The 26,099-nt window shown below is 51.6% G+C and carries 23 protein-coding genes and 3 tRNA genes; 16 read left to right on the plus strand and 10 right to left on the minus strand.

Annotated elements, in window-relative coordinates:
• Positions 1-34: 34 nt before the first annotated feature.
• Positions 35-1,435, minus strand: a complete 1,401-nt coding sequence (gene cycA / locus KGP17_RS10445; protein ID WP_024486730.1) for a D-serine/D-alanine/glycine transporter — start codon at positions 1,433-1,435, stop codon at positions 35-37.
• A gap of 630 nt (positions 1,436-2,065) precedes the next feature.
• On the opposite strand from cycA, the gene KGP17_RS10450 reads away from it, so the two are divergent.
• Complete coding sequence (locus KGP17_RS10450; protein WP_021804757.1) at positions 2,066-2,494, plus strand: universal stress protein; 429 nt, start codon at positions 2,066-2,068, stop codon at positions 2,492-2,494.
• A 373-nt stretch (positions 2,495-2,867) separates the two neighbouring features.
• Here the strand turns inward: KGP17_RS10450 and KGP17_RS10455 are convergent, their stop codons facing one another.
• Positions 2,868-3,092, minus strand: coding sequence for a DUF2594 family protein (locus KGP17_RS10455; RefSeq protein WP_021178352.1), 225 nt, complete (start codon positions 3,090-3,092; stop codon positions 2,868-2,870).
• Between the two features lie 792 nt (positions 3,093-3,884).
• On the opposite strand from KGP17_RS10455, the gene uvrY reads away from it, so the two are divergent.
• The 8 genes from uvrY to KGP17_RS10495 all read left to right on the plus strand — a co-directional run bounded on the left by uvrY (position 3,885) and on the right by KGP17_RS10495 (position 9,573).
• A complete protein-coding gene (gene uvrY, locus KGP17_RS10460) occupies positions 3,885-4,541 on the plus strand; it encodes a UvrY/SirA/GacA family response regulator transcription factor (protein ID WP_021178351.1) in 657 nt (218 codons plus the stop codon).
• Entirely contained in the window at positions 4,534-6,366 is a 1,833-nt protein-coding gene (uvrC, locus tag KGP17_RS10465; RefSeq protein ID WP_071680541.1) for an excinuclease ABC subunit UvrC, read from the plus strand. Before uvrY ends, uvrC begins: the two co-directional genes overlap by 8 nt.
• A 56-nt stretch (positions 6,367-6,422) precedes the next feature.
• A complete protein-coding gene (gene pgsA, locus KGP17_RS10470) occupies positions 6,423-6,971 on the plus strand; it encodes a CDP-diacylglycerol--glycerol-3-phosphate 3-phosphatidyltransferase (protein ID WP_021804755.1) in 549 nt (182 codons plus the stop codon).
• A 144-nt stretch (positions 6,972-7,115) separates the two neighbouring features.
• Positions 7,116-7,191, plus strand: a tRNA-Gly gene (locus tag KGP17_RS10475).
• A 56-nt stretch (positions 7,192-7,247) separates the two neighbouring features.
• Positions 7,248-7,321: transfer RNA gene (locus tag KGP17_RS10480), tRNA-Cys, on the plus strand.
• 10 nt (positions 7,322-7,331) lie between these two features.
• A tRNA-Leu gene (locus tag KGP17_RS10485) sits at positions 7,332-7,417 on the plus strand.
• Positions 7,418-7,660: 243 nt separating this feature from the next.
• Positions 7,661-8,989, plus strand: a complete 1,329-nt coding sequence (locus tag KGP17_RS10490) for a PD-(D/E)XK nuclease family protein (protein ID WP_059200535.1) — start codon at positions 7,661-7,663, stop codon at positions 8,987-8,989.
• A 179-nt stretch (positions 8,990-9,168) separates the two neighbouring features.
• Positions 9,169-9,573, plus strand: coding sequence for a hypothetical protein (locus KGP17_RS10495; RefSeq protein WP_059200536.1), 405 nt, complete (start codon positions 9,169-9,171; stop codon positions 9,571-9,573).
• Between the two features lie 55 nt (positions 9,574-9,628).
• Here the strand turns inward: KGP17_RS10495 and KGP17_RS10500 are convergent, their stop codons facing one another.
• Positions 9,629-10,081, minus strand: coding sequence for a hypothetical protein (locus KGP17_RS10500; protein WP_223499269.1), 453 nt, complete (start codon positions 10,079-10,081; stop codon positions 9,629-9,631).
• Between the two features lie 256 nt (positions 10,082-10,337).
• Here KGP17_RS10500 and KGP17_RS10505 point away from each other — a divergent pair, with 256 nt between their 5' ends.
• Complete coding sequence (locus tag KGP17_RS10505) at positions 10,338-10,757, plus strand: hypothetical protein (RefSeq protein ID WP_115158355.1); 420 nt, start codon at positions 10,338-10,340, stop codon at positions 10,755-10,757.
• Positions 10,758-10,843: 86 nt separating this feature from the next.
• On the opposite strand, the gene KGP17_RS10510 is transcribed toward KGP17_RS10505, so the two are convergent.
• Positions 10,844-11,338 carry an Lrp/AsnC family transcriptional regulator gene (locus tag KGP17_RS10510; RefSeq protein WP_024485698.1) on the minus strand — a complete coding sequence of 165 codons (495 nt, stop codon included), beginning with the start codon at positions 11,336-11,338 and terminating at the stop codon, positions 10,844-10,846.
• A gap of 139 nt (positions 11,339-11,477) precedes the next feature.
• Here KGP17_RS10510 and KGP17_RS10515 point away from each other — a divergent pair, with 139 nt between their 5' ends.
• Positions 11,478-12,434, plus strand: coding sequence for a DMT family transporter (locus tag KGP17_RS10515; RefSeq protein WP_223499270.1), 957 nt, complete (start codon positions 11,478-11,480; stop codon positions 12,432-12,434).
• A 46-nt stretch (positions 12,435-12,480) separates the two neighbouring features.
• On the opposite strand, the gene KGP17_RS10520 is transcribed toward KGP17_RS10515, so the two are convergent.
• The 3 genes from KGP17_RS10520 to KGP17_RS10530 form a co-directional block, all read right to left on the minus strand.
• Positions 12,481-13,731 carry an MFS transporter gene (locus KGP17_RS10520; protein ID WP_223499271.1) on the minus strand — a complete coding sequence of 417 codons (1,251 nt, stop codon included), beginning with the start codon at positions 13,729-13,731 and terminating at the stop codon, positions 12,481-12,483.
• A 239-nt stretch (positions 13,732-13,970) separates the two neighbouring features.
• A complete protein-coding gene (gene proP / locus KGP17_RS10525) occupies positions 13,971-15,473 on the minus strand; it encodes a glycine betaine/L-proline transporter ProP (protein WP_059200539.1) in 1,503 nt (500 codons plus the stop codon).
• Positions 15,474-15,906: 433 nt separating this feature from the next.
• Entirely contained in the window at positions 15,907-16,320 is a 414-nt protein-coding gene (locus KGP17_RS10530) for an Exc2 family lipoprotein (protein ID WP_094982293.1), read from the minus strand.
• A 144-nt stretch (positions 16,321-16,464) separates the two neighbouring features.
• Between KGP17_RS10530 and KGP17_RS10535 the strand changes: the two genes are divergently transcribed.
• The 3 genes from KGP17_RS10535 to KGP17_RS27910 all read left to right on the plus strand — a co-directional run bounded on the left by KGP17_RS10535 (position 16,465) and on the right by KGP17_RS27910 (position 17,593).
• Positions 16,465-16,770: a hypothetical protein gene (locus KGP17_RS10535; protein WP_021804748.1), complete on the plus strand. Its 306-nt coding sequence runs from the start codon at positions 16,465-16,467 to the stop codon at positions 16,768-16,770.
• Between the two features lie 119 nt (positions 16,771-16,889).
• Positions 16,890-17,393 (plus strand): YlaC family protein, encoded by a 504-nt coding sequence (locus KGP17_RS10540; RefSeq protein ID WP_223499272.1) that lies wholly within the window; start codon positions 16,890-16,892, stop codon positions 17,391-17,393.
• Positions 17,394-17,461: 68 nt separating this feature from the next.
• Complete coding sequence (locus tag KGP17_RS27910) at positions 17,462-17,593, plus strand: hypothetical protein (protein WP_021178340.1); 132 nt, start codon at positions 17,462-17,464, stop codon at positions 17,591-17,593.
• A 417-nt stretch (positions 17,594-18,010) separates the two neighbouring features.
• Here KGP17_RS27910 and KGP17_RS10545 read toward each other — a convergent pair whose 3' ends face one another.
• From KGP17_RS10545 to mdoC, 3 genes are all read right to left on the minus strand, one after another.
• A complete protein-coding gene (locus KGP17_RS10545; protein WP_021804745.1) occupies positions 18,011-19,732 on the minus strand; it encodes a potassium/proton antiporter in 1,722 nt (573 codons plus the stop codon).
• 278 nt (positions 19,733-20,010) lie between these two features.
• Complete coding sequence (locus KGP17_RS10550; protein WP_021178338.1) at positions 20,011-20,235, minus strand: hypothetical protein; 225 nt, start codon at positions 20,233-20,235, stop codon at positions 20,011-20,013.
• 310 nt (positions 20,236-20,545) lie between these two features.
• A complete protein-coding gene (gene mdoC, locus KGP17_RS10555; RefSeq protein ID WP_223499273.1) occupies positions 20,546-21,673 on the minus strand; it encodes a glucans biosynthesis protein MdoC in 1,128 nt (375 codons plus the stop codon).
• Between the two features lie 252 nt (positions 21,674-21,925).
• Here mdoC and KGP17_RS10560 point away from each other — a divergent pair, with 252 nt between their 5' ends.
• Both KGP17_RS10560 and mdoH read left to right on the plus strand, forming a co-directional pair.
• On the plus strand, positions 21,926-23,494 hold the full coding sequence (locus KGP17_RS10560; protein WP_223499274.1) for a glucan biosynthesis protein G: 1,569 nt from the start codon (positions 21,926-21,928) through the stop codon (positions 23,492-23,494).
• Positions 23,487-26,048, plus strand: a complete 2,562-nt coding sequence (mdoH, locus tag KGP17_RS10565; RefSeq protein WP_037374880.1) for a glucans biosynthesis glucosyltransferase MdoH — start codon at positions 23,487-23,489, stop codon at positions 26,046-26,048. Before KGP17_RS10560 ends, mdoH begins: the two co-directional genes overlap by 8 nt.
• Positions 26,049-26,099: the final 51 nt, after the last annotated feature.

Raw genomic sequence — 26,099 nt, forward strand, 5'->3', positions numbered from 1 at the left:
GCCGCGTGAGAACGCGGCGTTGTAATAACTAGGGTTAGGCCGCCTTCTTACGGCGCACAAACTGATAACCGATCCCCAGAATGATAAACCACAGCGGCGTGACGACCAGCGCCTGGCGTGTGTCCTCGCGCAGCGTCAGCAGCACCAGCACGAATGCGAAGAACGCCATGCATACCCAGCACATCAACTTACCGGCAGGCATCTTGTAGATCGATTTCTGGTGCAGTGCCGGGCGTTGCTTACGGTAGACCAGATACGAGCACAGGATGATGGTCCAGACGAACATGAACAAAATGGCCGACACGGTGGTGACCAGCGTGAATACGGTCATGACGTTCGGGATCAGATAGATTAGCACCACGCCGCCCAGCAGACAGATACAAGAGAAGGTCAGGCCGTTTGCCGGTACCGCACGCTTGGACAGGTTGGCAAAGGATTTAGGCGCATCGCCTTCCTGCGCCAGGCCGAACAGCATACGGCTGGTGGAGAACACGCCACTGTTGGCGGAAGAGGCGGCAGAGGTCAACACCACGAAGTTGATCACGCTGGCTGCGGCTGGCAAACCAATCAGTACGAACAGCTCGACGAACGGGCTCTTATCGGCCACCACCGAGTTCCAAGGCGTTACCGACATGATCACGATCAGCGCGAAAACGTAGAACATGATAATGCGGATCGGGATGGAGTTGATGGCGCGTGGCAGCACTTTTTCCGGATCTTTGGTTTCGGCCGCGGTGGTTCCCACCAGCTCGATACCCACAAAGGCAAACACCGCAATCTGGAAACCGGCAAAGAAGCCGCTAATGCCTTTCGGGAACATGCCGCCGTCATTCCATAAGTGGGAGAAGGAGGCTACGCTGCCGGTTGGGGATTCGAAGTGCATCGCCACCATCACCAGACCGGCGATGATCAGGCCCACTATCGCGACGATTTTGATCATCGCAAACCAGAACTCCATCTCACCGAACATTTTCACCGTTGCCAGGTTCAGGCTGAGCAGCAGCAACACGCACAGTAAAGAGGCGATCCATTGGGAGAGGTCGGGGAACCAGAACTGCGCGTAGGCGGTAATGGCCACCACGTCGGCAATACCGGTCACCACCCAACAGAACCAGTAAGTCCAACCGGTGAAGAACCCTGCCCAGGGGCCGAGCAGATCGGCAGCAAAGTCGCTGAAAGATTTGTACTGCAGATTGGAGAGCAGCAGCTCGCCCATCGCGCGCATCACGAAGAACAGCATAAAGCCGATGATCATGTACACGAAGATGATGGAAGGCCCGGCCAGGCTGATGGTCTTACCGGAACCCATAAACAAACCTGTACCAATGGCACCGCCGATAGCGATCAGCTGGATATGTCGGTTTGAGAGGTTTCGCCTGAGGTGATCTTCTGATCCGGGCGTGGCGTCCACTGCTATTTTAGAATGATCTACCATCGTATGCTGTCCTGTTTTTACCTGTCATGAGTGGAATGGCGAGCTCTGAAGTGGCTCTTTTTTATCTGTATTAGCCGGTTTTTCCGACAAAAGTAAGGTAACTCAATATCACCACCTTTGTGCAACATTTTTACAACATAATGAGGTGGGATCAAAGCCGATTATTCTTTACTCAGGGGGAGGCAAATCGGACGTCCAGGGGGCGGAAGATTACTCTTTACCGCGGCAAATGAACAGTACCAGCAGTGGTTATCTCATTGATTAAACAGGGGCTTATAAAATTCGCATGAGAAAAACTAATGCTAAAAGGCGATTAAACTAATGCTGATCTCTGTCTGTGCTTGAGGGGCGTTAATAGCGGGCTTTGCGCGGGGAGCAGTTGAGTTCTAATCAGTTTATTGCTGCAGCTGGCGCGGCTTGGCAGTGGATCGCCGGGCGTGCAGCGTACATTTGGTTGGTTTTGCGGTTCAAATCACAAAAGTATAAATCATTGGTTGAGTAACGAGGGTCAAAAGGTCGAGAAGCCACCAGCTACACCTGTTGATCACAAAAGCATCATAAATAGGTACAAGCTCCCATTGGCCAGCGGTAAGCTGTGTTCATCACGGTAATACAGAGAGGGGATTGAATATGTACAAGACCATTTTAGTACCGGTAGATCTTGCAGAAGACGTATTGACTGAACATGCGCTCGAACACGTGGAGTATCTGGCCAAGATGTCTGGGGCCAAGGTGCATTTCTTCCATGCCTTGCCGGATGCTTCTGCGTTTGTCACCGCCTATTCGTTTGGCATCAAAGAGTTTGAAAATCAGGCTGAAGTGAAGGCGGTGGAGGGGTTGAAGAAACTCATGGCGAAGATCGACCTGCCGTTGGAGCGTCTTTCTTATACCATCAGCTTCGGTTCGCCACGTGACGAGGTGTTACAACTTGCCGAGGAAATCTCAGCCGATCTGATCGTGATTGGCTCTCGCCGTCCTAGTGTCAAAACCTACCTGCTCGGCTCGAATGCGGCCGCCATTGTCCGCCACGCCAAGATCTCGGTGATGGTAGTCCGATAATCAGTAGTGAGTCTTCATCAAACCCGGCCCGCACCTTGCGGGCCAATCACCCCCCCAAAGAAAACGGTGCTGGCCAGCATGCCCGTGCAGATACTGCGCGAAAGGTAAGTTAATTCCTAATCTATAGGGCTATTTATTCGCGTCGTGAACAATAATGGGGTAATAAAAATCCCACAATATTATTAATGATTAAATGGGACTAATCCTATTGTTGTTTTTTCAACTAATGATTAATGCGCTAGAGTGAATGTAGGTTAAGTTAATGATAGAAAATATTCTGTTACGAAACTTATCATTCAACCGTTCAGGAGGGGCGTTAATTACATCGCCAAGCCGTTATCAGACCCCAAACGGGGGCCTGATAGCGCACGGATTATTGGCGGTAGGCGTGCTTGATCTGCTGAATACTGTTCTTGAAGATTTCAGCCTGATCCGGGTCATCTACCTGAGCGGCAAAACGTTCCAGATTGATGATCACTTTACCGGCATCAGCCTGGCCAATTGCCTTTAATATCAACGTCAAAGTAGCTTTGAGGCAGGCCACTTCGGTGGCCAGCGCTTGCGGGTTTGCAGACGTAGTGAAGTCAACGTTGCTCATTTTATCTCCTGAATTTTAAGGCGTAAGCCTGAAGTGAAATATGAAATGTGGTTTGATGCACAACAACCCGCTGCCGACCCACCCAGGCAGACCCCGTGCCTCATTTAGGGCGCGGAGTATATCACAGCATCGGCAGTTCGTATCGCTGAGGCCGCGTGGCGTGGGCACGATGCCCGTTAGGGCTGGTCGGCAGGGCATTTTTTTGCGCTAGAGGTGTAATTCCTCTGTATACTCATTTATAGTTAGCGACGGGATGTGCGCTTTCAGATAACGTGGATTTTATAAAGTAATACTGGCTTAATTCGACGTGATGAATAACTATTTCATCTGCAAGCTATTGACATTTAGGACGGTTATTTTCTCTTGAAATGTCACCTTTTTCCCCATCTACAACGGTTATGTATTCTGAATAAGGGTTTACCTACAGCGGTTTGTACGTGATTAAAAATGGCGTAATTTTGTTATTTTTTTGTAATTCATATAGTTACGGGTGATAATTGGCAGGGTGGTTATTATCTGGTTTTGTGAAAACAGCGATTAATTTTCCCGCCAGAAGGCGTAAAATGGCGTATCATGGTGGTAATGTATTGAGCCTAATAGGCTTGATGGTTTTTTATCCGTTAACCAGTGCTTTAATCGTAACAAAGGTGGTACAGGGGTCGACAAACCTGACCATAGTTAACCGAGAGTAAGTATTAATCTGTATTCATTCTTTGCTGAAAACCAAGTAATATCTGTTTAGATGACAGAGGCTGATTGATTGCGTTACTCCCTTATTTTGGAGAATTTTCCTTGATTAGCGTTCTTCTTGTTGATGACCACGAACTGGTGCGCGCAGGGATACGACGCATTCTTGAAGATATCAAAGGCATTAAAGTTGTTGGCGAAGCACAATGCGGTGAAGATGCCGTAAAATGGTGCCGTGGCAACACTGTCGATATCGTTTTGATGGATATGAATATGCCGGGTATTGGGGGGCTGGAAGCCACCCGTAAGATTGTGCGTTACACGCCCGATATCAAAGTCATCATGTTGACTATTCATACTGAGAATCCGTTGCCTGCCAAGGTGATGCAGGCGGGCGCAGCTGGCTATCTGAGCAAAGGCGCAGCACCGCAAGAGGTGATTAATGCGATCCGTTCGGTACATGCCGGCCAGCGCTACATCGCTTCGGACATCGCCCAGCAAATGGCATTAAGCCAGTTGGAGCCGCAGGCGGAAAACCCGTTCAGTACCTTGTCTGAGCGTGAATTACAAATTATGTTGATGATCACTAAAGGGAAGAAAGTGAATGAGATTTCAGAACAGCTGAATCTCAGCCCTAAAACAGTGAATAGTTATCGTTATCGTATGTTCACCAAGCTGAATATCAGCGGGGATGTTGAATTGACCCATCTGGCGATCAGACACGGGCTGTTCAACGCGGAGACATTGTTAAGCAGTGAATGATCGTTTTGATGCACCGGCATTTCTTAAAACCGTAACCAGTCAGCCTGGCGTATATCGCATGTATGATCTGACGGGGACGGTGATCTATGTGGGTAAAGCCAAGGACCTGAAAAAACGTCTCGCGAGCTATTTTCGCACTCAGGTCAGTAGCCGCAAGACGGAAACGCTGGTCAAAAATATCGCGCAAATTGACGTTACCGTTACCCATACGGAAACCGAGGCGCTACTGTTGGAACATAATTATATCAAGCTGTATCAGCCCCGATATAACGTTCTGTTGCGTGACGATAAATCCTATCCGCTGATTTTTTTGAGTGCCGATAGCCACCCACGGCTGACGGTACACCGTGGTGCCAAGCATGCCAAAGGTGAATACTTTGGCCCGTTCCCCAATTCTTACGCCGTGCGTGAAACGCTGGCGCTGTTGCAAAAACTGTTCCCCGTGCGTCAATGCGATAACAGCGTCTACCGCAATCGCTCCCGTCCTTGCCTGCAGTATCAGATTGGCCGTTGTCTGGGGCCATGCGTCGCCGGTTTGGTGAGTGAGGAAGATTACCGTCAGCAAGTAGACTATGTGCGCCTGTTTTTGTCCGGTAAGGATCAGCAGGTCTTGCACCAGTTGATTGCGCGGATGGAAAACGCCAGCAAACTGCTCAATTTTGAAGAAGCTGCGCGCATCCGCGATCAGATCCAGGCGGTACGGCGAGTAACGGAAAAGCAGTTTGTCTCAGGAGACAGCGACGATCTGGACGTGATCGGCGTGGCTTTCGATGCGGGTATGGCCTGCGTACACGTGCTGTTTATTCGCCAGGGTAAAGTGTTAGGCAGCCGCAGCTACTTCCCGAAAGTGCCGGGTGGTACAGAATTGAGTGAAGTGGTGCAGACCTTTGTGGGCCAGTTCTATTTACAAGGCAGCCAGGCGCGCACTTTGCCAGCCGAGATCCTGCTGGACTTTACGTTACCGGAAAAAGATCTGCTGGCTAGCTCGCTAAGCGAACTGGCTGGCCGCAAGATCCAGATCCAGAGCAAGCCGCGTGGCGACCGTGCCCGCTACTTGAAGCTGGCACGTACCAATGCCTCGACGGCGCTGGTCACCAAGCTTTCTCAGCAATCGACTATCCATCAGCGGCTGGCGGAACTGGCGAAAACGCTGAACCTGACCGAAATAAACCGGATGGAGTGTTTCGATATCAGCCACACCATGGGCGAGCAGACCGTGGCTTCCTGCGTGGTGTTCGATAGCAATGGTCCACTGCGCTCGGAGTATCGGCGCTACAATATTACCGGCATCACGCCGGGTGATGACTATGCCGCGATGGCGCAAGTGCTGAAACGGCGCTATGGCAAAGCTCTGGAAGAGAGCAAGATCCCGGACGTCATCTTTATTGATGGCGGGAAAGGGCAACTGGGTATGGCGATTGACGTGTTCAATTCGCTCAACGTGACCTGGGACAAGAACAAACCATTGTTGATCGGTATTGCCAAAGGCAGCGATCGCAAAGCCGGGCTGGAGACGTTGTTCTTCGTCCCTGAGGGGGAGGGGATTTCGCTACCTTCGGACTCGCCGGCACTGCACGTGATCCAGCATATTCGTGATGACTCGCACAACCATGCGATCACCGGCCATCGCCAGAAACGGGCGAAAGTCAAAAACACCAGCGCCCTTGAACTGATTGACGGCGTTGGGCCAAAACGGCGTCAGGTGCTGTTGAAGTATATGGGTGGACTTCAACCATTATTGAACGCCAGCGTTGAGGAAATTGCAAAAGTGCCGGGTATTTCACAAGCATTGGCAGAAAAGATCTACAATGCATTGAAACACTGAGGGCAATGTAGCAACATACTCTTAATTTCCACTCCAGCCAGATAGTTACCAGCATTATGCAATTGAATATACCGACTTGGCTTACCCTGTTCCGCGTAGTTTTGATCCCATTCTTCGTCCTGGCGTTTTACCTGCCGTTCGTCTGGGCTCCGATGCTCTGTGCGGTCATTTTCGTGTTTGCTGCTGTAACCGACTGGTTTGACGGCTTTTTAGCCCGTCGCTGGAAGCAGACAACCCGCTTTGGTGCGTTCCTCGATCCGGTTGCCGATAAGGTGATGGTGGCGGTGGCCCTGGTGCTGGTAGCGGAGCATTATCACACCTGGTGGATCACTCTGCCTGCGGCAACCATGATTGCCCGCGAGATCATTATCTCGTCGTTGCGCGAATGGATGGCGGAAATCGGCAAGCGCAGCAGCGTGGCGGTTTCGTGGATTGGCAAGGTGAAAACCATGGCGCAGATGATGTCATTGGTTGGCCTGTTGTGGCGGCCAGAGCCTACGGTGGAGTATCTGTCGTTCGGCTTGCTGTACATCGCGGCCGTGCTGACCTTCTGGTCAATGTTCCAATATTTGAACGCGGCACGCCGCGATTTGCTGGAACCTTGATCGAAGCGATGTAAAAATCGGCAAACGAACCCGGTGAGATAACAATTTTATTGACTCACCACGCCAGATAAGTAGAATGCATCGCATCAGACGGCAGCGGTGAGTTGCCAAAAGATTTAAAAAAATCAGCAAGTTCTGATTAATGCGGGAATAGCTCAGTTGGTAGAGCACGACCTTGCCAAGGTCGGGGTCGCGAGTTCGAGTCTCGTTTCCCGCTCCAAATTTAGTAAAGCTGGTGATTGCGAGCTTTAGCCTGCAAAGGCAAAACAGAATTAAGGCGCGTTAACAAAGCGGTTATGTAGCGGATTGCAAATCCGTCTAGTCCGGTTCGACTCCGGAACGCGCCTCCAATTTTCCCGAGCCCGGGTGGTGAAATCGGTAGACACAAGGGATTTAAAATCCCTCGGCTTATGGCTGTGCGGGTTCAAGTCCCGCCCCGGGTACCAGGAAAATACACTAAGAATAATCAAAGCAATATGTAGTAATGTCGTACCGCCGAGAGGCGGTTTTTTTGTGCCTGAAATCTGCTTTGGAACCTTTTCGGAAGAGGCTCTCGGAAGATAGAAGTCGCAGTCGGCATACTATTCAACCCCACTAGCGGCACCCCCTGCAACTTTTTCTCGTTATTCCTACTACGGAAATCTCCCAAAGAGTTTCCAGCAATCCCAACTATTAATGGACAATTAGCTATGGAATCGCAGGACCTGTATTCATTTCTCTCTGATAATCGATTGGTCGACTTGGTCGAGTGTGTAAAGGTTTCGGACGACTTTCTGGACGTTATCTCGCTGTCTGAAACACAACACTCCGATATGCTCGCCTGGTGTCTCCATCCTAACGAAGGCCATGGGCAAGGTGATGCCGTGGTTAAGGACTTGTTGGTGGCTGCCTACAATGCAGGCGCACAGACGAATAAGTTCTCAAATAAGGCCTTCTTTGAGAAATGGACACCAGGTCGTGTACGCACATCAAGCTTCGGTTCTGCGTTCATCGCCAGGGAATTCAGTTTGTCAATCAGCGAGGCCAATAAAAGGGGGCGTCTTGACCTATTTTTGATTGATCCGAACAATCGTATCGTCGTGACCATAGAAAATAAGGCTGGAGCCGCCTTAACGGAAGGTCAACTGAGTTCTTATTACACCGCTGTGAATGCTCAAATCAGCAGTCGCAAGGTGTTTAAAGATTACGACTTTGCCTATTTGGTGGTAGATCGCGATTTGTCGCAGTACACCGAAGAACATTTAAAGTCGTTAGGCAATAAGTGGGCTTTGCTCGACTATAGCTGGTTGGAAGCGTCTGCAAATCGGGCTCGCCATCACATAGAGCGTAATAACCAAGCTGCCCAACTGCTGATGGCATACTGCCAAAAGCAGACGGGATGGCAAGGCCCGAACGAAAAACGCGTTTCAGAGCTGGCGGCAGAGTTAGCTTCACAGCATGAGACTGTGGTGGAAGCGATCAAAAAAACCAGAAGGATAGGTCCAACAGAGTGGAAACCTCTGCACTTTAGTGGGCCAGAAAGCGAACTATTGCTGTTCATTCAACAAAACCGTCAGTTATGCGATCTCTTGGTGCAAGCCCGAGGGATCGGCTCTGTTTTGGTCAGCTTGCGCAAGCAATTACCAGACCTTGATCATGAAAACATTGAGCATGGACGCTTATGGCTTAGATTTTCCACGGCAGAGATGCAATCGCTGATGCAGAGCTCTGATGGATATTGGCCAATTTATCTGAATATCTTTCGTGAGACCAAAAATGATGATGAAAAATCGAAATTCACGTTAAGGCTTATCTGGGTGAAGGACGAGTTCAATGACGATGAATGTGATAGTCAAGCGCTGAGAGAACTCATGGCGAAAAGTTTCCCTGGGTTAGAAAAATTTTGCGACAGCGTAGAGAGGCGATTAGTCGTAGGTTCCAAATTAAACGCAGGCGAGGTAGTAAAAAAAGCGGTTGAGATCGCCGCTAAAGTAGGGGCGCAAATCGACGCGGCTCGGCAAAGCGAGATACTTCGATAGCTGTGCAGATACCTGAAACATTTGATTTGCCTTGGGCGTTATCCTCGAAGGTGTAATGCAGAACAATTAGCTGGTATAATCAAGTGCATAGCACGTCATTTTATGCTAGTCCTTGTCACTATCCCATCTTCATGGAAATAACACTGAAAGGTTCGCACCATAAAAACAGGGGAGTAAGCATGAGTCAGTGGGATATTATTGTCGTGTTTTCATTGGTCATCACATATATACCCTGTTTTTGGTTTTCGGGTATGCTTGCCACCGCCCGGAGCATTGTGGAAGAGTTTGGAAATGACAAGATCTATGCGCAGCTGTTTGTACCTGGCTGGGCCAAAAAATGCGCGGGTATAGCTTTCGCAGCCCATTACTGCTTTGTTCTACTGATCGTTACTCTAATGGACTGGGTGTTTGGTTTGGCAGCGTTTGGTGCGGGCATGATCCCTTTTGTGCTCATACCTCTCCCGCTCATGGCCAAAACGTATCGTGGGATATACCGAAATAAAGCATTGAGTATTTACAAAAGTGCCCCTGACTCAGGGAAAATCATGCTGAAAATGCTAAAGGAAACCCAAAAAATCCTTTAGCGTACTGAGCTGCTGGTGCCGCTAGTTCTGCGATCTACTATTTTCCTCGTTTTCTCTATTTGGCATTAATCACTCCTTTGCTGCCTGCATCATTATCCACCCAGACATCTTGCCCCTTGAGGCGACGATCTCCTTGAATGGTATAAGTGATGGTGCCACTTCTGAACACCAGCGCGCCATCAGATTTTTTTGCCTTGACCTGCTTGCCGTTCACCAATACACGATCCTTACCATCGATACTGATTGTCGCTACCGTGGCCCCCGTCTCTGGAAAGGTGGCAACCCACTCACCGGCATATGGGCTGGCACTGGTGTCAGCAGTGGGGGCGGCTCCAAAGCCGGCCTTGGCATTCTCGGCCTTGGTTTTGTGAATGTCACAGCCTTGAGTCTCGGTCACTTGGGTACAGCCAGAACGCTCCAACTGCTGGGCAAATTTTGCGTTGATGGCGTGGGCTGGGGCGATGCCAAGTAGGGTAAGTGTCAGCATAAGAGCAGCATTTTTTGACATTGTAGTTCCTCCAAAATGAGCCGATCTATAGCCACGGAAACGGACCGGGTATTTCGGTGGCTGAGGGGTATATCTAAATCTAGCACTCAATAGCCCTTAACGCGATTCAACAAGCAACGAAGCACGGTGGTCGAATATAAACGGAGCGCTATGGCTTCTCTATCGTCGATTTATAAATTGAATGGATTCAGCCCGATTTTGTTGCCAGCGGCAACTGGTATGCTACAAGACTCGGCTATTCACTCAGGAGATGACGATGGAATTTGAAATTGAGATTATTAACCCGGCGAAACATCCAGAGCTAGCGGCCCAGCAGGTGGTTATCGAGTTGATCCGCGCAGGGAAAATTGACAACGCCTTTAATGGTGCCAAAGCGTTAAACACTTACCAAAACCTGGTGGAAAAGTATAAGGCATTAGCTGCAGAGCCCGGTGCTGTTCAGGCTAAGGACAACCCTACAGCGCTCCCTGCCTCGGAGGTTAAGATGGCTACATTGCCAAGTAAACCTGCAGTGGTTGCGGCCAAAGCAAAAAACAATGTCGACAAGGCCCCCGTAGCGGCAAAATCGAGGGCCAAGACATCGGCTCCAGCGGTTAAAGAGTCAACCGTTGCTGCAGAAGTCGTTGCCAAGCCAAAGAAAGCCAAACCAAACCCGACTACAGCCAAGAAAAAATAATCCTTCTATGCGCGGAGGCGCCCGTTTCCGCGCAGTTTATTTCAGGTTGAAGTTTGTCAGCTCAGGCGTGACTCGTGATCAAACGGCTATTTCGTCGAGACTATGCTGATGCCTTCGGCCGGTAGCGGCAGCGCCGTTTTATAGCGTACCTGCTTGAGGGCAAAGCTGGAGCGGATGTTGGCTACGCCCGGTATCTTGGTCAGATGATCCAGAATGAAACGCTCAAGCGCGCGGATATCGGGCACCAATACCCGCAGCAGATAATCGGCATCGCCCGTCATCAGGTAACACTCCATCACTTCTGGGCGCTGATCAATGGCCTGTTCAAAGTTGCTGAGTGCACCTTCAACCTGCTTTTCCAAACTCACCTGAATAAATACGTTCACATGGAGCCCAAGCACAGCCGGTTCCAGCAAGGTCACTTGTCCCCTGATGATGCCCAACTCCTCCATGGCTTTTACACGGTTGAAGCAGGGGGTTGGGGATAGATTGACCGAACGGGCAAGCTCCGCATTGGTGATCCGCGAGTTCGTCTGCATAGAGTTCAGAATGGCGACGTCTGTGCGATCAAGCTTCTTCATATGAGAAAATTTACCCTTAAAATATGATTTATGAGGTTAAAATGACTCATAAAAACCGATTTGATAAACATAATAAGAGAAAGTTTCCCCGGTTATCCAGATAAAATTGGCATATTGAATGAATGGATGAGAAACCGCTGTGGATACTGAGGGTAAATACTTAACCGGCTCGCCAAACGTGTCGAGCTACGCGCCCGATAGCGTGAAAATCAAGGGCGTCCTGCTGCTGGTTGGGGCCATTGTGATTTGGGGGGCGAACTGGCCGGTGATGAAGGCTGGGCTTTCTCATATGACGCCGATTTGGCTTTCTACCACCCGATTTGTCAGTGGTGCGCTGTGCCTGTTTGCTCTACAGATATTGACCAAACAGCTGCGATTCCCGCCCCGCAAGGATTGGCCGTTGGTGGTGAGCGTCGGGTTGCTGCAAATGCTGACATTTACCGTGCTCGGTGCCTTTGCCATGACCGAAGTGCCTGCAGGCAGATCCGCTATCCTGGCTTACACCACGCCGCTCTGGGTCACGCCTATCGCTGTGTTATTTTTCCGGCAGTCGCTTTCACGTCGGCAACTGATGGGATCGTTGCTGGGTGGTGTCGGGGTAATTGTGCTGTTCAACCCGTTCACGTTTAACTGGGGCGATAAGGTTCTGATTGTGGCTAACCTGATGTTGCTGACGGCCTCATTTGCCTGGGCGATGTGCATTTTGCACCTGCGTTATCATAAAGGGGTGTGCAGCGCGTATGAGCTTGCTCCCTGGCAGATGCTGCTGGCAAGCGTACCGTTAGCACTGATGGCTCGGGTCTTTGAAGGGCCGTATACCGGCGATGGTTCTACATCGTTAATCGAAATACTGCTGTTTATGGGGCCGCTGGCGACCGCATTCTGCTTTGTTGCGGTGAATGCCGCCAGCATGTGGTTGTCGAGCACCAGCATGTCAACGGCGATGCTCGGAGTGCCGGTGATAGGCTTATTGATGTCCGTTGTCTTCCTGGGGGAGCAATTGACTCTCACGCTGGGTATTGGCCTGCTGGTCATTATGGCGGGTATTTTTATCGTGACGGTAAAACCATCGGCAAGTGGCGTTAAGACTTCCTAGCGTTATCAGTATGGCCAAGTTTCCTTGGCCAGCTAACGTCTGTGAGTCAGGTCTGTTCTAATGATTTCTCGCCAACCTTTCTCTGCTGGGCCGAAAGGGCCACCAACATCCCTCCCGTAAGCAATGAGATACCAATGATTAATGTCCAGGCGTCCTGGTAGCCATAACTTTGTATATACGCCCCCATCAAGATATACGTGGGCATCAGGCCCAGGCTCCGAATGGTGGTGATTATTCCGCTGATGCGCCCACGATGGCTGCGTGGGGAGTTATTGGCTAAATAAATGCCCTCCCTGGTGACGAGCAAGATCTCGCCGATGGTAAGGAAAAACCAGGCAATAAACTGCATGGCAACCAGAGGGGATAGCAGGGTAATGCCATATCCCAACGCTAACGCAAACGCGGAAATGGCCAGGCTTTTAATGTCGCAGATGTTGATGGTCATTCTGATAATCAGCGGTGTCATCACCACCACCAAAATGCTGGCGGAGGTCATTAACTGGCCAAACAAAACCGGCCCTTGCTGGCCAAAGATATGGCTAAGGTAGAGCGGGGTAGTCATGGTCATTTGGTTTAACGAAAACCACAGCAGCATACACAACACGCCGAATACCAGCAGCCTAGGCCTTTGCTTGAACACCTGCCATACCGAAGCTTCTGTGGCTGTTTCCAGTTCGGAATGTTCCCGATAGTTTGTTGTCCGATTGTCGGCAGGATTGGCTACATACAATAAAACGATGACTACGCCTATCAGGCCAGCGAGGCCATTGCCCCAAAAAATCCAGGCGGTGTAGTTCCAGAAAAGATAGCCAGCCAGTACCGGGCCAACGCCAGAGCCCAGATTGTAGGCAAGATAGCTTAACGACATCACAGCATTGCGATTGGCAGGGGTAGATAGGTCGGCGACAAGGGCATTACTTGCCGGGAGGGCTACACCAAAAAAGAAGTAGCTGACAAAAAGCAACGCGGGCAGCAGGGTGTGCCAATCGGTAAAGAAACCACTCACGACCAAGATTATCGAACCGACGATCTCTCCCCAAATCATCATGTTCTTATGGCCAAAACTATCGGACATCTTGCCGCCGACCAGATTCCCCAAAAGATAGGATCCTGTGACTCCCATCGCCAGGCCACCTGCAAGGGTTGTTGAATAGCCTAGTTTTTGCGTTAGCAGCAGAACCATGAACGGTATGATGAAATTACCAAGGCCAAGAACAAACCTGGCTAAGGCAATAAAATAGACGTCGTTTGGCAACCCTTGGTACATGGCGACGGGATTGAAAAGCCGGGCGGGCAAGGGCACCCCCTTGATTATTACTGGTGAAGTTAAGGGGCGCAGAGCAATGAGGTATCCGAACCTGATAACTACGGCCTTCCTGAATAGTCATGGCAAGTTAGCATGTTCGTGGGGGGAAGCAAACAGATCGAGGCCGCTGGCAACATCTTGACCGGCTTCATGCAGCGCCCATTGAGAGTAATAAAAAGGCCAGAGTCGTTATGCTAACGAGCTCTGGCCTGTTTGTTCACCGTGGAGAATTAATCCAGTTTTGGATGCTGGTCGATCAGCGTTTGCTTTTTCTTCTCCAAATCGGCGATTTGCTGGCTGATATCTTCGACTTTCTGCTCGATATTATCGTAAGTTTCCTGCAGCAGCTCTTTGGCTTCTGAGCGGTCAGAGGCGGCAGGAGCAGCACCGCGCAGCGGCTTGTTGGCCGTTTCTTTCATATACAGGCCGGTAACCAGACCAATCGCTGCTACCACCATCAGATAATAGGCTGGCATATACAGGTTACCGGTGGTTTCGACCAGCCAGGCGGCCAGCGTTGGTGTGACACCCGCAACCAGTACCGAGATATTGAATGAAATCGCCAGCGCGCTGTAACGGATGTGGGTAGGGAACATCGCAGGCAGAATGGAGGCCATTACCCCGATAAAGGAGTTGAGCAACACGGCCAGTATCAGCAGGCCTACAAAAATCAGGCCAATAACGTTACTGTTGATCAAGATAAAGCTAGGGATGGCCAGCACCAGCAGACCGAGGCTACCGCCAATGATGAAGGGTCTACGGCCAATGCGGTCGCTGGTCATGCCGACCAGTGGCTGGACGAACAACATACCTAGCATGATGGCAATGATAATCAGCACGCCATGGTCTTCAGAATAGTGCAGGTTATGCGACAGGTAGCTCGGCATGTAGGTCAGCAGCATGTAGTAGGTTACGTTGGTCGAGATCACGATACCTACGCACACCAGCAGGCTTCTCCAGTGCTTGGTAGCGATCTCTTTGAACGAGGTTTTCGGCGGGTTCTCAATTGCCGCACGATCGTTCTGTTCCATTTTGTCCATATGCTGCTGGAACGCTGGCGTTTCTTCCAGGGCGTGGCGCAAATACAGGCCAATGATACCCAGCGGTGCTGCCAGGAAGAACGGAATACGCCAGCCCCAGTCGAGGAAGTTGGCCTCACCCACGATGCTGGAGATAAGTACCACCACACCTGCCCCTAATACGAAGCCGGCGATGGAGCCAAAGTCGAGCCAACTACCCATAAATCCGCGTTTACGGTCCGGTGAATACTCGGCCACAAAGATGGCTGCGCCAGAATACTCCCCACCGACGGAGAAGCCCTGTGCCAGTTTGGCCAGCAACAGCAGGATAGGGGCCCAGATGCCAATCGAGGCGTGAGACGGGATCAGGCCGATACAGAAGGTACTGATCGCCATGATAATGATGGTAACGGATAACACTTTCTGGCGGCCGAATTTATCGCCCATGGCACCGAAGAAGACACCGCCCAAAGGACGTACCAGGAAAGGAACCGAGAAGGTGGCCAGAGCGGCAATCATCTGCACGCCAGGCGAGGCGCCAGGGAAGAACACCTGGCCAAGTGCGTAGGCGACAAAGCCGTAAACACCGAAGTCAAACCATTCCATGGCGTTGCCTAATGCGGCGGCGGTAATGGCTTTCTTTAACTTGCTGTCATCAATAATAGTGATGTCATTAATCTGTAGTGGTTTATGCTTTTTTTTTCTTAGCTTCATAAATCATCCCATGCAAAATTGATCGTCGGCGAGTTCGTCGGCCCGCTCATTTTTATTGGTCAAGATATCAGTCAGGCTAATGTTACCTCTGTTTTGCAGATCGTCCTCGTGGTTTTTTTCTGAGAGTCTCATCACAATAATTAGGGTTTTAAACAAAAAAAGTCATCCTTAGGATTAGTTTTTCTTGTCATATAGCTTAGCGTTATCTGGAGCTTGAATCAAACCGAGTAAAAAATGTTATGTTTTTCAGTGACTTTTACGGCAGGAAAGTTTGAGGGCTGGGTGGATTTTCATCAATAAAGGGGGTTGAAAAGTGTTCAGTATGTCCCCGAACACCTGTCTACGATGTCCCCGAACAGTACAGGAATGATACAGAGTTAAGGCCCCCACACAGACGCAAGAGCAGAGGCGGTGCTGTTAGCTGGTCGTCTGGTTAAGGCTTGCCGTCATAGCCATCCCAGTAAGTGGCGATAGCATTTTCGATCAGGATCTCGCGCTGTTTTTTCGGCGAGTCAGCCGTATAGGATTGATTATACATCGTCGCCTTTTGCTCTGATTCAGGTAAAAAATCAGGGTTGCGGAACTCATTCACCCTTTGCTGTGCCTTTTCGCGGGTCAGTCCATCCTGGCGATCTTTTTTTCCTGCCTGGTAAAACTGCTCAAAGAATGGGATGGCGGCTTTCGTCGATTTTGAGATATCGGTGCGCGTATCAGGGCCGAAATGCGCCTCCGCCAACTGGAAGGTGGCATGGCGAGCGTGTCTTTCAACGCTACTTTGTGAGGCGGAGCAGGCGCAAAGCAACAGCGCGGCAAGCAACGGGATAGAACGATAACGTTTTGATGGCATGTGATGCTCCTTGTTATAGGTATTGAAGGTCCCAAAGGATGTGCCGCTATTCTATCCCAGTAGCAACATATTGAAACCCATCATGATAGCGCAACCCTTGCTACACTTATTACAGGCAGCGTTGCCTGGTGAGTGGAGGTGGATATGTCTGATACCGAACTGCTTCAAGTGCTTTTGCAGCGTATAGAGGCATTGGAAGCCCGTGAACAGGCACTCACTGCGGCCTCCAATGCCTACCAGGCAATCATCACCACCATTTTGGGTAATATGGATAAAACAGCGTGCGACAAGGTGATTTCGATGATCGATCAGGCACATGAAATCGCCTATGTACGTGCTGCACATCGCTGTGACGAACCGCAGAAACGTAAAATCAAGCAGGCGGATGATGTTGCACAGCGTATGTTTATGGTCGCGCAGGGGCAGGGAAGGGCATCACAGTCACGCTGATCCTATAACAGTTTGCGGCGAATAATGCAGGAATTGATCTACCTCAATAAACTGTCATTGTGATAGCTTGGGCTGAGATTGGTGATAGTCACGATGCGCTGAGGCATTAAGGTATGGCGATGGATACAATTAAGAACATCCTGGTTGCGGAGATAGAACAGATTAACCGGCGGGAAGGGCGTGATGGTAAGCCGCGCTTCAACAGCGAGTTTGCACGTACCCATCGCTGGCTGTGTTTTGCCATGTTCGCTGGCTATTTTGCGGTGATCGCGGTGATGTACCCGGTGCCCTACATGGGGCTGTATTCGTTCCTGGGTTTTACTGCCTTTGTGCTGTTTATGTTTGCCATGCTGCTGATAGAAATCAAGCCGGTTTACCGCTTTGAGGACATCGGCGTACTGGATCTGCGAGTTTGTTACAATGGGGAATGGTACTTTACGCGCGCACTGTCGCCGCAGGCTATTCAGGCACTGTTGAACGAACCTACGGTAAGCTCGGTGTTGAAAACCCGTATGCAGGAAATCATCGCCAACAAGGGCGAGATTGATTTCTATGACGTTTACGATCTGGCTTATGCCAAAAAATTAGCTACCCCGTCAGTGCCACAAGCCGCGCTGAGCTGAATAGGTTGCACCGGTGTCGAGGTTGGCTATAATAGCCGTTGGCATGAGACTATTCTTAGGAAATAGCGATGAGTGATGATATTTTTGATTTTGACATTGATGATGAATTAGCCAAAGCGGAAAAAAATGCGGCGCAGAAGGCTAGGGAAGTTCCTGAAATTCTTGAGGATGAAGAAGACTGCGAAGGCTGCAAAATCTGATTGAATTGCCAAAAAAACCGCTGCGGCGGTTTTTTTATGCCCGCCCGCCAGACATAGCCTCAATCCAGCACAAAACCCCAGATCAACAGCCCGGCCACGGTAACGAGGCACAGGGCAGAAACGGTCAGCAGCACTTTTCCCAGTAAATCTTTCTCTTGTTGTTTTTGCATCAGGTTACATCATCCAAGTAGTATTCGATGGACCAAATCGGCGATACCCAAATCCAGCAAGGCAACGCTTAAAGCGATGACGGTCAAGGCTGAAAAGAACTTCGTTTTGCTGCTCAAGATCTTATCCGACGGTTGATGTGCCGCAAACGGCCCACCTCAACGCTGGGGCGGGCATTAATGACTGTCATTAAGAGTTTTCCGGGCCGGATTAGTTCCCGCAAGGGAATGGTTAATGGCGATTAACGGGTTAATCGGTGACGATCTTGACGCCTATCTTGCTGATTTGATTAGCATCCATCTCCGCGATAGTCCAGGTCAAACCATCCCATTCCACCTGATCCCCCACCACGGCTTCGCCCCCGATTAACCGGCTAACGAACTGGCCGAGCGTTTGCTGATCGTCCACACCGTCTTGCAGATTCAGGCCGTAGACCTGAGAGATATCACTCAGGCGCGCATCAGATTGCAGAATGAAATCACCGAAGAACCGCTCATCCAGCGTAACCGTTGGTGCCTGGCTGAACAGTTTACCCAATGCAGGCAAATCGTGTTCATGGCCAATAACGCACAGGGTATCGCCTTCCAGCAAGCGGGTGCTGCCGCTAGGGTGTAACAGTTCTTTGCCACGGAACAGCGCGGCAATGTGCGTTCCCGGTGGCATCTTGAGTTCGCGTAGCGCCGCGCCAACGCACCAATTTTCTGCGCTTAGCTGATAGACAAACTGCTCCCATTGGTTTTCCTGATGAACATCCAGCCCCACGCGGGAGATCGGGGCTAATGCCGGTGGCACCACCACCTTGGCCTTTTTGGCGGCAAAGGACAGCGAAGTGCCCTGCAACAGCAGTGAAACCAACACCACAAAGAACGCGACGTTAAAGAACAGATTGGCATTGGGTAGCCCGGCCATCATCGGAAACACCGCCAGGATCACCGGCACCGCGCCGCGTAAACCCACCCAGGAGATAAACATGCGTTCGCGCAGGTTGAAGTTGCGAAACGGCAGCAGGCCGATAAACACCGATATCGGGCGGGCAAACAGGATCATCCACAGCGAGAGCAGCAGGGCAGGGATGGCGATAGGCAACAGGTCGTGCGGGTTAAGCAACAGGCCGAGCACCAGGAACATGCCGATCTGGCTCAGCCAGGCCAGGCCGTCGAAGGTTTGCACAATGCCGTGGTAGTTACGGATTGGGCGGTTACCCAGCAGCAGGCCGCACAGATAGACCGCCAGAATGCCGCTGCCATCCAGGGCCGTGGTTAATGCAAAGATCAAGATGCCGCCGCTTACCGCCAGCAGCGGATACAACCCTTCCGCCAGCTTGATGTGATTGATTAGCGTTATCAGCAACCAGCCTCCGCCCAGGCCGAGTACGATGCCCATGCCGAACTGCTGCAAGAGATGGACGATGAACATCCAGCTTAGCGAGGTTTCGCCAGCGGAAATCATGGCAATCAGGGTGATGGTTAAAAACACCGCCATCGGGTCGTTGCTGCCGGACTCAATTTCCAGCGTCGCGCTGACACGCTCGTTCAGGCCTTTGCCACCCAACAGTGAGAACACCGCAGCCGCATCGGTCGATCCAATAATGGCACCGATCAGTAGCCCCTGGATCAAATCGAGGTTAAACAGCCAGGCGGCGGCCAGGCCCGTCAGACCGGCGGTGATCAGTACGCCGATGGTAGCCAGTGACAATGCTGGCCACAGCGCGACACGAAAGGAGCTGACGCGAGTACGCATACCGCCGTCGAGCAGGATCACGGCCAGAGCCAGGTTACTGACCAGATAAGCGACGGGATAGTTATCGAAGGCGATGCCTCCAGGGCCGTCAACACCGGCCAGCATGCCTATCGCCAGGAAGATCACCAGAATGGGAATACCCAGGCGTGAAGAGAAAGAACTGAGCAGAATACTTGCTCCCACCAACACGGCACCGATGATGAACAAGCTATTGATCGTGCTGGCATCCAAAATAATGTTCTCCTGCGAGTTGAGCTGAAAGGGGGGGCGCCAAAGCAAAGACACCGCATCATAATAGCCTGTTTGTCCTGTGCAACGCCAAGGCTGATTGCCAAAAAAACGGTGTCATTATGGCTACTTGCCGCAAATTTTGATGAAAAGAGAGGTGAAAGGTGGGTATTGCGGTTTTTGTGCCTATTTATCAGCTCATTGAGGACGGTAGGAAACAGGTTATTGATGAAAAACCATTAACCCCCCAGCAGGAGGCTTAATGGTTTGCAGGCGTGAGGTTAGTGATCGAGTGATTGCAGAGCACGCTTGATTAATTCGGCTGCCAGTTTCCTTTCGGCCTCAGAGATCCCGTCCAGGTTGAGGCTGGAAAGCTCGGTGACCAATACGCTGCGATCTTTGCCACTGATGGAAGAATCCAGTGCGGACAGCAGTCTACCCAAGATTTTCAGTAGTGTGGCGTTTTCTGCTACGGCTTCGGTTGCCGCGGTCGGTTTATCGGTCATTAAAAATCCTCTCTGTCGTGACGGAAGGGAAATGTTACCGGCGCACGCGATGGTGATGCGCCATCCCTTAGGGTTCGTGAGCCCAATCGCTACCGTAAGGCAGGGATGTGGATTTTTTCTTATGCACGGTAGTTATAACAACTCACCGCAATATGCTCCAGCACAACTTTGCATCAACGGGTCGTGATAGGTTGAGCACTATGTGCCTGACCACCGATCAATTATAGCTAAGCGGGCGCAGCATGCGGTCTCCTTGAGAGGGCCACATTATGTTTGCAGGGCGCTGCAAGCAACGCCCTTACACAGGAGGTTAGGCTTTACCAGAGAACAGGAAGCGTAACAGCGGGATGCGCTTGTGCAATTCATATAACAGGAAGGCGCAAGCAAAGACGAACACCAGACCCAGCAGGAAACCCAGCAGATTATTATCGATCAGCGGAGTCACGAAGGAGCCGTATATCAGCGTCAGCGGATGGTGAACCAGATAGATAAACAGCGAAGCGTTGACCAGATAGGTAATGCGGGGCGAATGGAAATCGAGCAGCGCATGGCCAAATGCGAACACCACGTTGGCCATCAGGACCCCGAGCACGGCTTTGATCATGATCTCCAGTTCAAACCCGAAGCTGCTGTGCGCCAGCAGTTTCTGGTTGAGCATGTAGGCTACCAACAGCAGCAGTGAGCCCAGTACGGCTGGCCACGAGGGTTTGAGGAACACCGCTTTCAGCCATGAGTACTTAAACGCATAGGCACCCACAATGAAGAACGGCAGGTAGAACAGGGTTTCCATCACCACGAAGTTGAACAGACCGTTAGACAGTAGATGCGGGGCGGTGATTAAAATAATGCGATGAAACACGCCGTATATAAAGGCATACAATAAAAACCACAATGAGATATTGCTGAGAGTGGTCATTTTATTTATTGGCCGCGGTGCCATCGGCGTTTTTATCGCCTTAATTTTTTTAAACAGATAAAAACAGGCGCAGGTCAATAAGCACAAGGTTAATAAAAACCACAGATGGGAGACCAACTCCCAAACCGCCACGTTTATTTTTTGATAAGGGGTAAAATCATCCCAACCGGTTAATTTATCGGTGTAGTTCTTGAGTAAAAAAAACTGTGGCAGGGTAATCAATGGGATAGAGCTCAACAGCGGAATGGCAACCCGCTCCAGGCGTACCTTCAACCAGCGGTGGCTGTCATAGCGTTCGTACAGCATGTAGGAGAAGTAGCCGGAGATAATGAAGAACACCTGCATGCGAAAGGCGTGAATAAAGTCGTTCAGCACCGTCAGCGAAAACGACGGGGCCGCGCTGTTTACCGCCCACGAGTGGCTGGAGTAAATCAGAGAAAGATGAAAAGGAATGCCCAGCAGCATCAAATAGGCCCGGATCGAATCCAGGAAAAACTCGCGCTGGTTAGTGCTGTTAGTCATAGGTTACCGCTGGTGGTTGCATCAGGGGAGTGTAAACCCGCTTAATAAGTCGGCAATGGGGTAATCGCAAACTCAAACCCTACTATAGCGACCGACATTTTTCCATAGCGTCTTGGAGCACGGCTTGCTACGCTGCACAACTGCTTAAACTCTAGGCCGTAAACATCAGCTCACGTTTATCATGTTGTCGGCGAGCAGAATAATCCATTAATATGGATTTTGAATATTTTGAGCACACGAATAGGGGGGGATGTGCTAGTAAATCTATTATCAAAAAAACCACGCGCCACGAGCGTACGTTGGTTAGGTGCTACCGTTTTATGCACGTTGTTGAGTTCGCAGGCTTGGGCTTTTTCTATCGACGATGTGGCCAAACAGGCACAGGATCTGGCAGGAAAAGGCTTTGAAGCCCCGAGGAGCAACCTTCCTTCTCAGTTTCGCGATATGAAGTTCGCGGACTATCAGCAGATCCAGTTCAATCACGATAAAGCCGTGTGGAGTAAGCTGAAAACCCCTTTCAAGCTTGAGTTCTACCATCAAGGGATGTACTTCGACACGCCGGTTACCATCAATGAGGTCACGGCCACCAGCGTCAAAGAGATCAAATACAGCCCGGACTATTTCAACTTTGGCCCCGTCAAGCACGATCCCGACTCGGTGAAGAAGCTCGGTTTCGCCGGGTTTAAAGTGCTCTATCCGGTCAACAGTGCGGATAAGAACGACGAAATCATGAGCATGCTGGGCGCCAGCTATTTCCGCGTAGTGGGTAAAGGGCAGGTTTATGGGCTTTCTGCCCGTGGGCTGGCGATTGATACCGCCTTGCCATCTGGCGAAGAGTTCCCGCGTTTCCGCGAGTTCTGGATCGAACGTCCTAAGCAGGGCGACAAACACCTGGTGATTTATGCCTTGCTGGATTCTCCACGTGCTACCGGCGCTTATCGTTTTGTGGTTTACCCCGGCCGCGATACCACGGTAGATGTCCAGTCCAAAGTGTTCCTGCGCGACAAAGTGGGCAAGTTGGGTATGGCACCGTTGACCAGCATGTTCCTGTTCGGGCCGAGCAATCCTTCGCCAACGCTGAATTACCGCCCGGCGCTGCATGACTCCAACGGTCTGTCTATCCATGCCGGTAACGGCGAGTGGATCTGGCGTCCGCTGAACAATCCTAAGCACCTGTCCGTCAGCACTTACAGCATCGAAAACCCGAAAGGTTTTGGTCTGCTGCAGCGTGGCCGCGATTTCCGTGATTACCAGGACCTGGACGATCGTTACGATCTGCGTCCAAGCGCCTGGGTTGAGCCGCGCGGCGATTGGGGCAAAGGCAAGGTTGAGCTGGTAGAGATCCCAACTGCGGATGAAACCAACGATAACATCGTGGCGTTCTGGACGCCGGACGTGTTGCCTGATGCAAAAACGCCGTTGGCCTTGAACTACCGCCTGTACTTCACCCGCGACGAAGAGAAGCTGCATTCACAGGATATCGGCTACGTGGGTAAAACCATGCGTTCAACCGGTGATGTGAAGCAGTCAAACCTGATCCGCGAGCCGGACGGCAGCGTGGCCTTCCTGGTTGACTTCGTCGGCCCGGCACTGAAAGCGCTGGATGCCGATACGCCGGTGGCTTCTCAGATCAGCATTGGTGACAACGGCGAAATGGTGGAAAACAGCGTTCGCTATAATCCGGTCACCAAAGGCTGGCGTTTGACGGTGCGTCTGAAAGTGAAAGACGAGAAACAGCCGGTAGAAATGCGTGCTGCGTTGGTCAACGGTGACAAGACCTTGACGGAAACCTGGAGCTATCAGCTACCTGCCAATGAATAAGTCTACTGAAACTGCCCAGGAATATCTTGCGGCAATGCCCCTGACCGATGAGCGGTCAGGGGTGCTCAAACAACAAGTGATGGCGGGTGATACCCCGGCACTGGAGGCTTTGCATCGGCAGATGGGAGCCGCTGATGTCAATGTGGCGTCGCTGCCTGCCGATGACATTGCCTTGGCCTCGGTCAAGGCACGCATCAGCCAGGCTTGGCCGGATGCTGTCGATGATGACGATTTTGATTGTGACCCGGAAGGGCGCACCATCCTGAAAGCCACGCCGCCGGTAAAACGGACCACCATGTTCCCTGAAGCCTGGCGCACCAACCCGGTGGGGCGTTTCTGGGATACTCTGCTGGGCCGTAAGACGCACAATCGTCATGCCAGCAAAGAAGAAGCCGAGGCGGAAAACCGCTGGCGTATTGTTGGTTCAATGCGCCGTTACGTGCTGTTGATCCTGATGTTGGTGCAAACCGGTATCGCCACCTGGTACATGAAAACCATCCTGCCTTATCAGGGCTGGGCGCTGATCGATCCTATCGCCATGTTCGATCAGGATCTGATGCAGTCGATGTTGCAAATATTACCTTATCTTTTGCAGACCGGTATTCTGATCCTGTTTGCCATTCTGTTCTGCTGGGTCTCTGCCGGTTTCTGGACGGCGCTGATGGGGTTCCTGCAACTGCTGATTGGCAAAGATAAATACAGCATTTCTTCGACTATCAAAGGTGATGAGCCGATCGACCCAGCGCACCGTACCGCGTTGATCATGCCGATCTGTAACGAAGATGTCGAACGGGTCTTTGCCGGGTTACGGGCAACCTATGAGTCGGTGAAGGCGACGGGTCAGCTCGAGCATTTCGATATCTATGTGCTGAGCGACAGTTACGATCCCGATATCTGCGTCGCCGAACAGAAAGCCTGGATGGAACTGTGCCGCGATGTTGAGGGCCACGGCCGTATCTTCTACCGCCGTCGCCGCCGTCGTGTGAAACGCAAGAGCGGCAACATCGACGACTTCTGCCGTCGTTGGGGCGGTGAGTACAGCTACATGGTGATCCTGGACGCGGACAGCGTGATGAGCGGCGAGTGCCTCACCGGTCTGGTGCGCTTGATGGAAGCCAACCCGAACGCCGGTATCATCCAGTCTGCGCCAAAAGCCTCAGGCATGGATACGCTGTATGCCCGTGTGCAGCAGTTCGCCACGCGCCTCTATGGCCCGTTGTTCACCGCTGGTCTGCACTTCTGGCAGTTGGGCGAATCCCATTACTGGGGTCATAACGCCATCATCCGGGTAAAACCCTTTATCGAGCACTGCGCGTTGGCACCGTTGCCGGGTGAGGGCTCGTTTGCCGGTTCCATCCTCTCCCATGACTTTGTGGAAGCCGCACTGATGCGTCGTGCTGGCTGGGGCGTGTGGATCGCCTACGATCTGCCGGGCAGTTATGAAGAGTTACCGCCTAACCTGCTGGACGAGCTGAAACGCGACCGCCGCTGGTGTCATGGCAACCTGATGAACTTCCGTCTGTTCCTGGTAAAAGGCATGCACCCGGTACACCGCGCGGTGTTCCTGACAGGCGTGATGTCCTACCTGTCGGCACCGTTGTGGTTTATGTTCCTGGCGCTGTCCACTGCCTTGCAGATAGTACATACCCTGGTGGAGCCACAATACTTCCTGCAACCCCGGCAGTTGTTCCCGGTGTGGCCACAGTGGAAGCCAGAGTTGGCGATTGCGCTGTTCTCTACCACCATGGTGCTGCTGTTCTTACCGAAGTTGCTGAGTATCGTGCTGGTCTGGGCAAAAGGCTCGAAGCAGTACGGCGGGCCGATCCGGCTGCTGATCTCCATGCTGATGGAAGTGATGTTCTCTGTGCTGTTGGCGCCGGTGCGCATGCTGTTCCATACCGTGTTTGTGGTCAGCGCCTTCCTGGGCTGGGAAGTGGTGTGGAACTCGCCGCAGCGTGATGATGATGACACCCCTTGGGGCGAAGCCTTCAAGCGTCACGGTTCGCAAATGTTGCTGGGGCTGGTTTGGGGTGGCGGCATGGCATTGCTGGATCTGAACTTCCTGTGGTGGCTGTCACCGATCGTCTTCTCGCTGATCCTGTCACCGTTTGTTTCGGCGCTGTCGAGTCGCGCTACGCTCGGTCTCAAGAGCAAGCGAGCCAAGCTGTTCCTGATCCCGGAAGAGTACGATCCGCCGCGTGAGCTGGTTGCCACAGACACCTATCTGCAGCTTAATCGCCAGCGTGCCTTGCGCAACGGTTTTATGCATGCTGCGGTGGACCCGTCCTACAACGCCTTGGCTGCCGCGCTGGCAACGGCTCGTCACCATCTGCGCGCCATTATCGATCGGACGCGGGAAGAGCGGGTGAACGAGGCGCTGGAAGTAGGGCCAGAGAAGTTGGCGAAAGCCAAACGCCTTGAGCTGCTAAGCGATCCGGTGGCGTTGTCACGCCTGCATCAGCGCATTTGGCTGCTGCCGCAGGGCGAGGCTTGGCGCGAACATTATCGGCAATTACCGCATAATGAACTGGCTCACCCCGTCGGCCAACGCTGACGGTTAGTATTAATTAAAGGGGAATGCGCACTGCGTGTTCCCCTTTTTCGT

It is taken from the genome of Serratia sp. JSRIV001, assembly GCF_019968745.1.
GTDB lineage: Bacteria > Pseudomonadota > Gammaproteobacteria > Enterobacterales > Enterobacteriaceae > Chania > Chania fonticola_B.

Excerpts from the sequence above, each read along its gene's own strand:
- cycA (WP_024486730.1), bottom strand. The coding sequence starts at position 1,435 with ATGGTAGATCATTCTAAAATAGCAGTGGACGCCACGCCCGGATCAGAA.
- KGP17_RS10450 (WP_021804757.1), top strand. The coding sequence starts at position 2,066 with ATGTACAAGACCATTTTAGTACCGGTAGATCTTGCAGAAGACGTATTG.
- KGP17_RS10455 (WP_021178352.1), bottom strand. The coding sequence starts at position 3,092 with ATGAGCAACGTTGACTTCACTACGTCTGCAAACCCGCAAGCGCTGGCC.
- pgsA (WP_021804755.1), top strand. The coding sequence starts at position 6,423 with ATGCAATTGAATATACCGACTTGGCTTACCCTGTTCCGCGTAGTTTTG.
- KGP17_RS10490 (WP_059200535.1), top strand. The coding sequence starts at position 7,661 with ATGGAATCGCAGGACCTGTATTCATTTCTCTCTGATAATCGATTGGTC.
- KGP17_RS10495 (WP_059200536.1), top strand. The coding sequence starts at position 9,169 with ATGAGTCAGTGGGATATTATTGTCGTGTTTTCATTGGTCATCACATAT.
- KGP17_RS10500 (WP_223499269.1), bottom strand. The coding sequence starts at position 10,081 with ATGTCAAAAAATGCTGCTCTTATGCTGACACTTACCCTACTTGGCATC.
- KGP17_RS10505 (WP_115158355.1), top strand. The coding sequence starts at position 10,338 with ATGGAATTTGAAATTGAGATTATTAACCCGGCGAAACATCCAGAGCTA.
- KGP17_RS10510 (WP_024485698.1), bottom strand. The coding sequence starts at position 11,338 with ATGAAGAAGCTTGATCGCACAGACGTCGCCATTCTGAACTCTATGCAG.
- proP (WP_059200539.1), bottom strand. The coding sequence starts at position 15,473 with ATGAAGCTAAGAAAAAAAAAGCATAAACCACTACAGATTAATGACATC.
- KGP17_RS10530 (WP_094982293.1), bottom strand. The coding sequence starts at position 16,320 with ATGCCATCAAAACGTTATCGTTCTATCCCGTTGCTTGCCGCGCTGTTG.
- KGP17_RS10535 (WP_021804748.1), top strand. The coding sequence starts at position 16,465 with ATGTCTGATACCGAACTGCTTCAAGTGCTTTTGCAGCGTATAGAGGCA.
- KGP17_RS10540 (WP_223499272.1), top strand. The coding sequence starts at position 16,890 with ATGGATACAATTAAGAACATCCTGGTTGCGGAGATAGAACAGATTAAC.
- KGP17_RS27910 (WP_021178340.1), top strand. The coding sequence starts at position 17,462 with ATGAGTGATGATATTTTTGATTTTGACATTGATGATGAATTAGCCAAA.
- KGP17_RS10550 (WP_021178338.1), bottom strand. The coding sequence starts at position 20,235 with ATGACCGATAAACCGACCGCGGCAACCGAAGCCGTAGCAGAAAACGCC.
- mdoC (WP_223499273.1), bottom strand. The coding sequence starts at position 21,673 with ATGACTAACAGCACTAACCAGCGCGAGTTTTTCCTGGATTCGATCCGG.
- mdoH (WP_037374880.1), top strand. The coding sequence starts at position 23,487 with ATGAATAAGTCTACTGAAACTGCCCAGGAATATCTTGCGGCAATGCCC.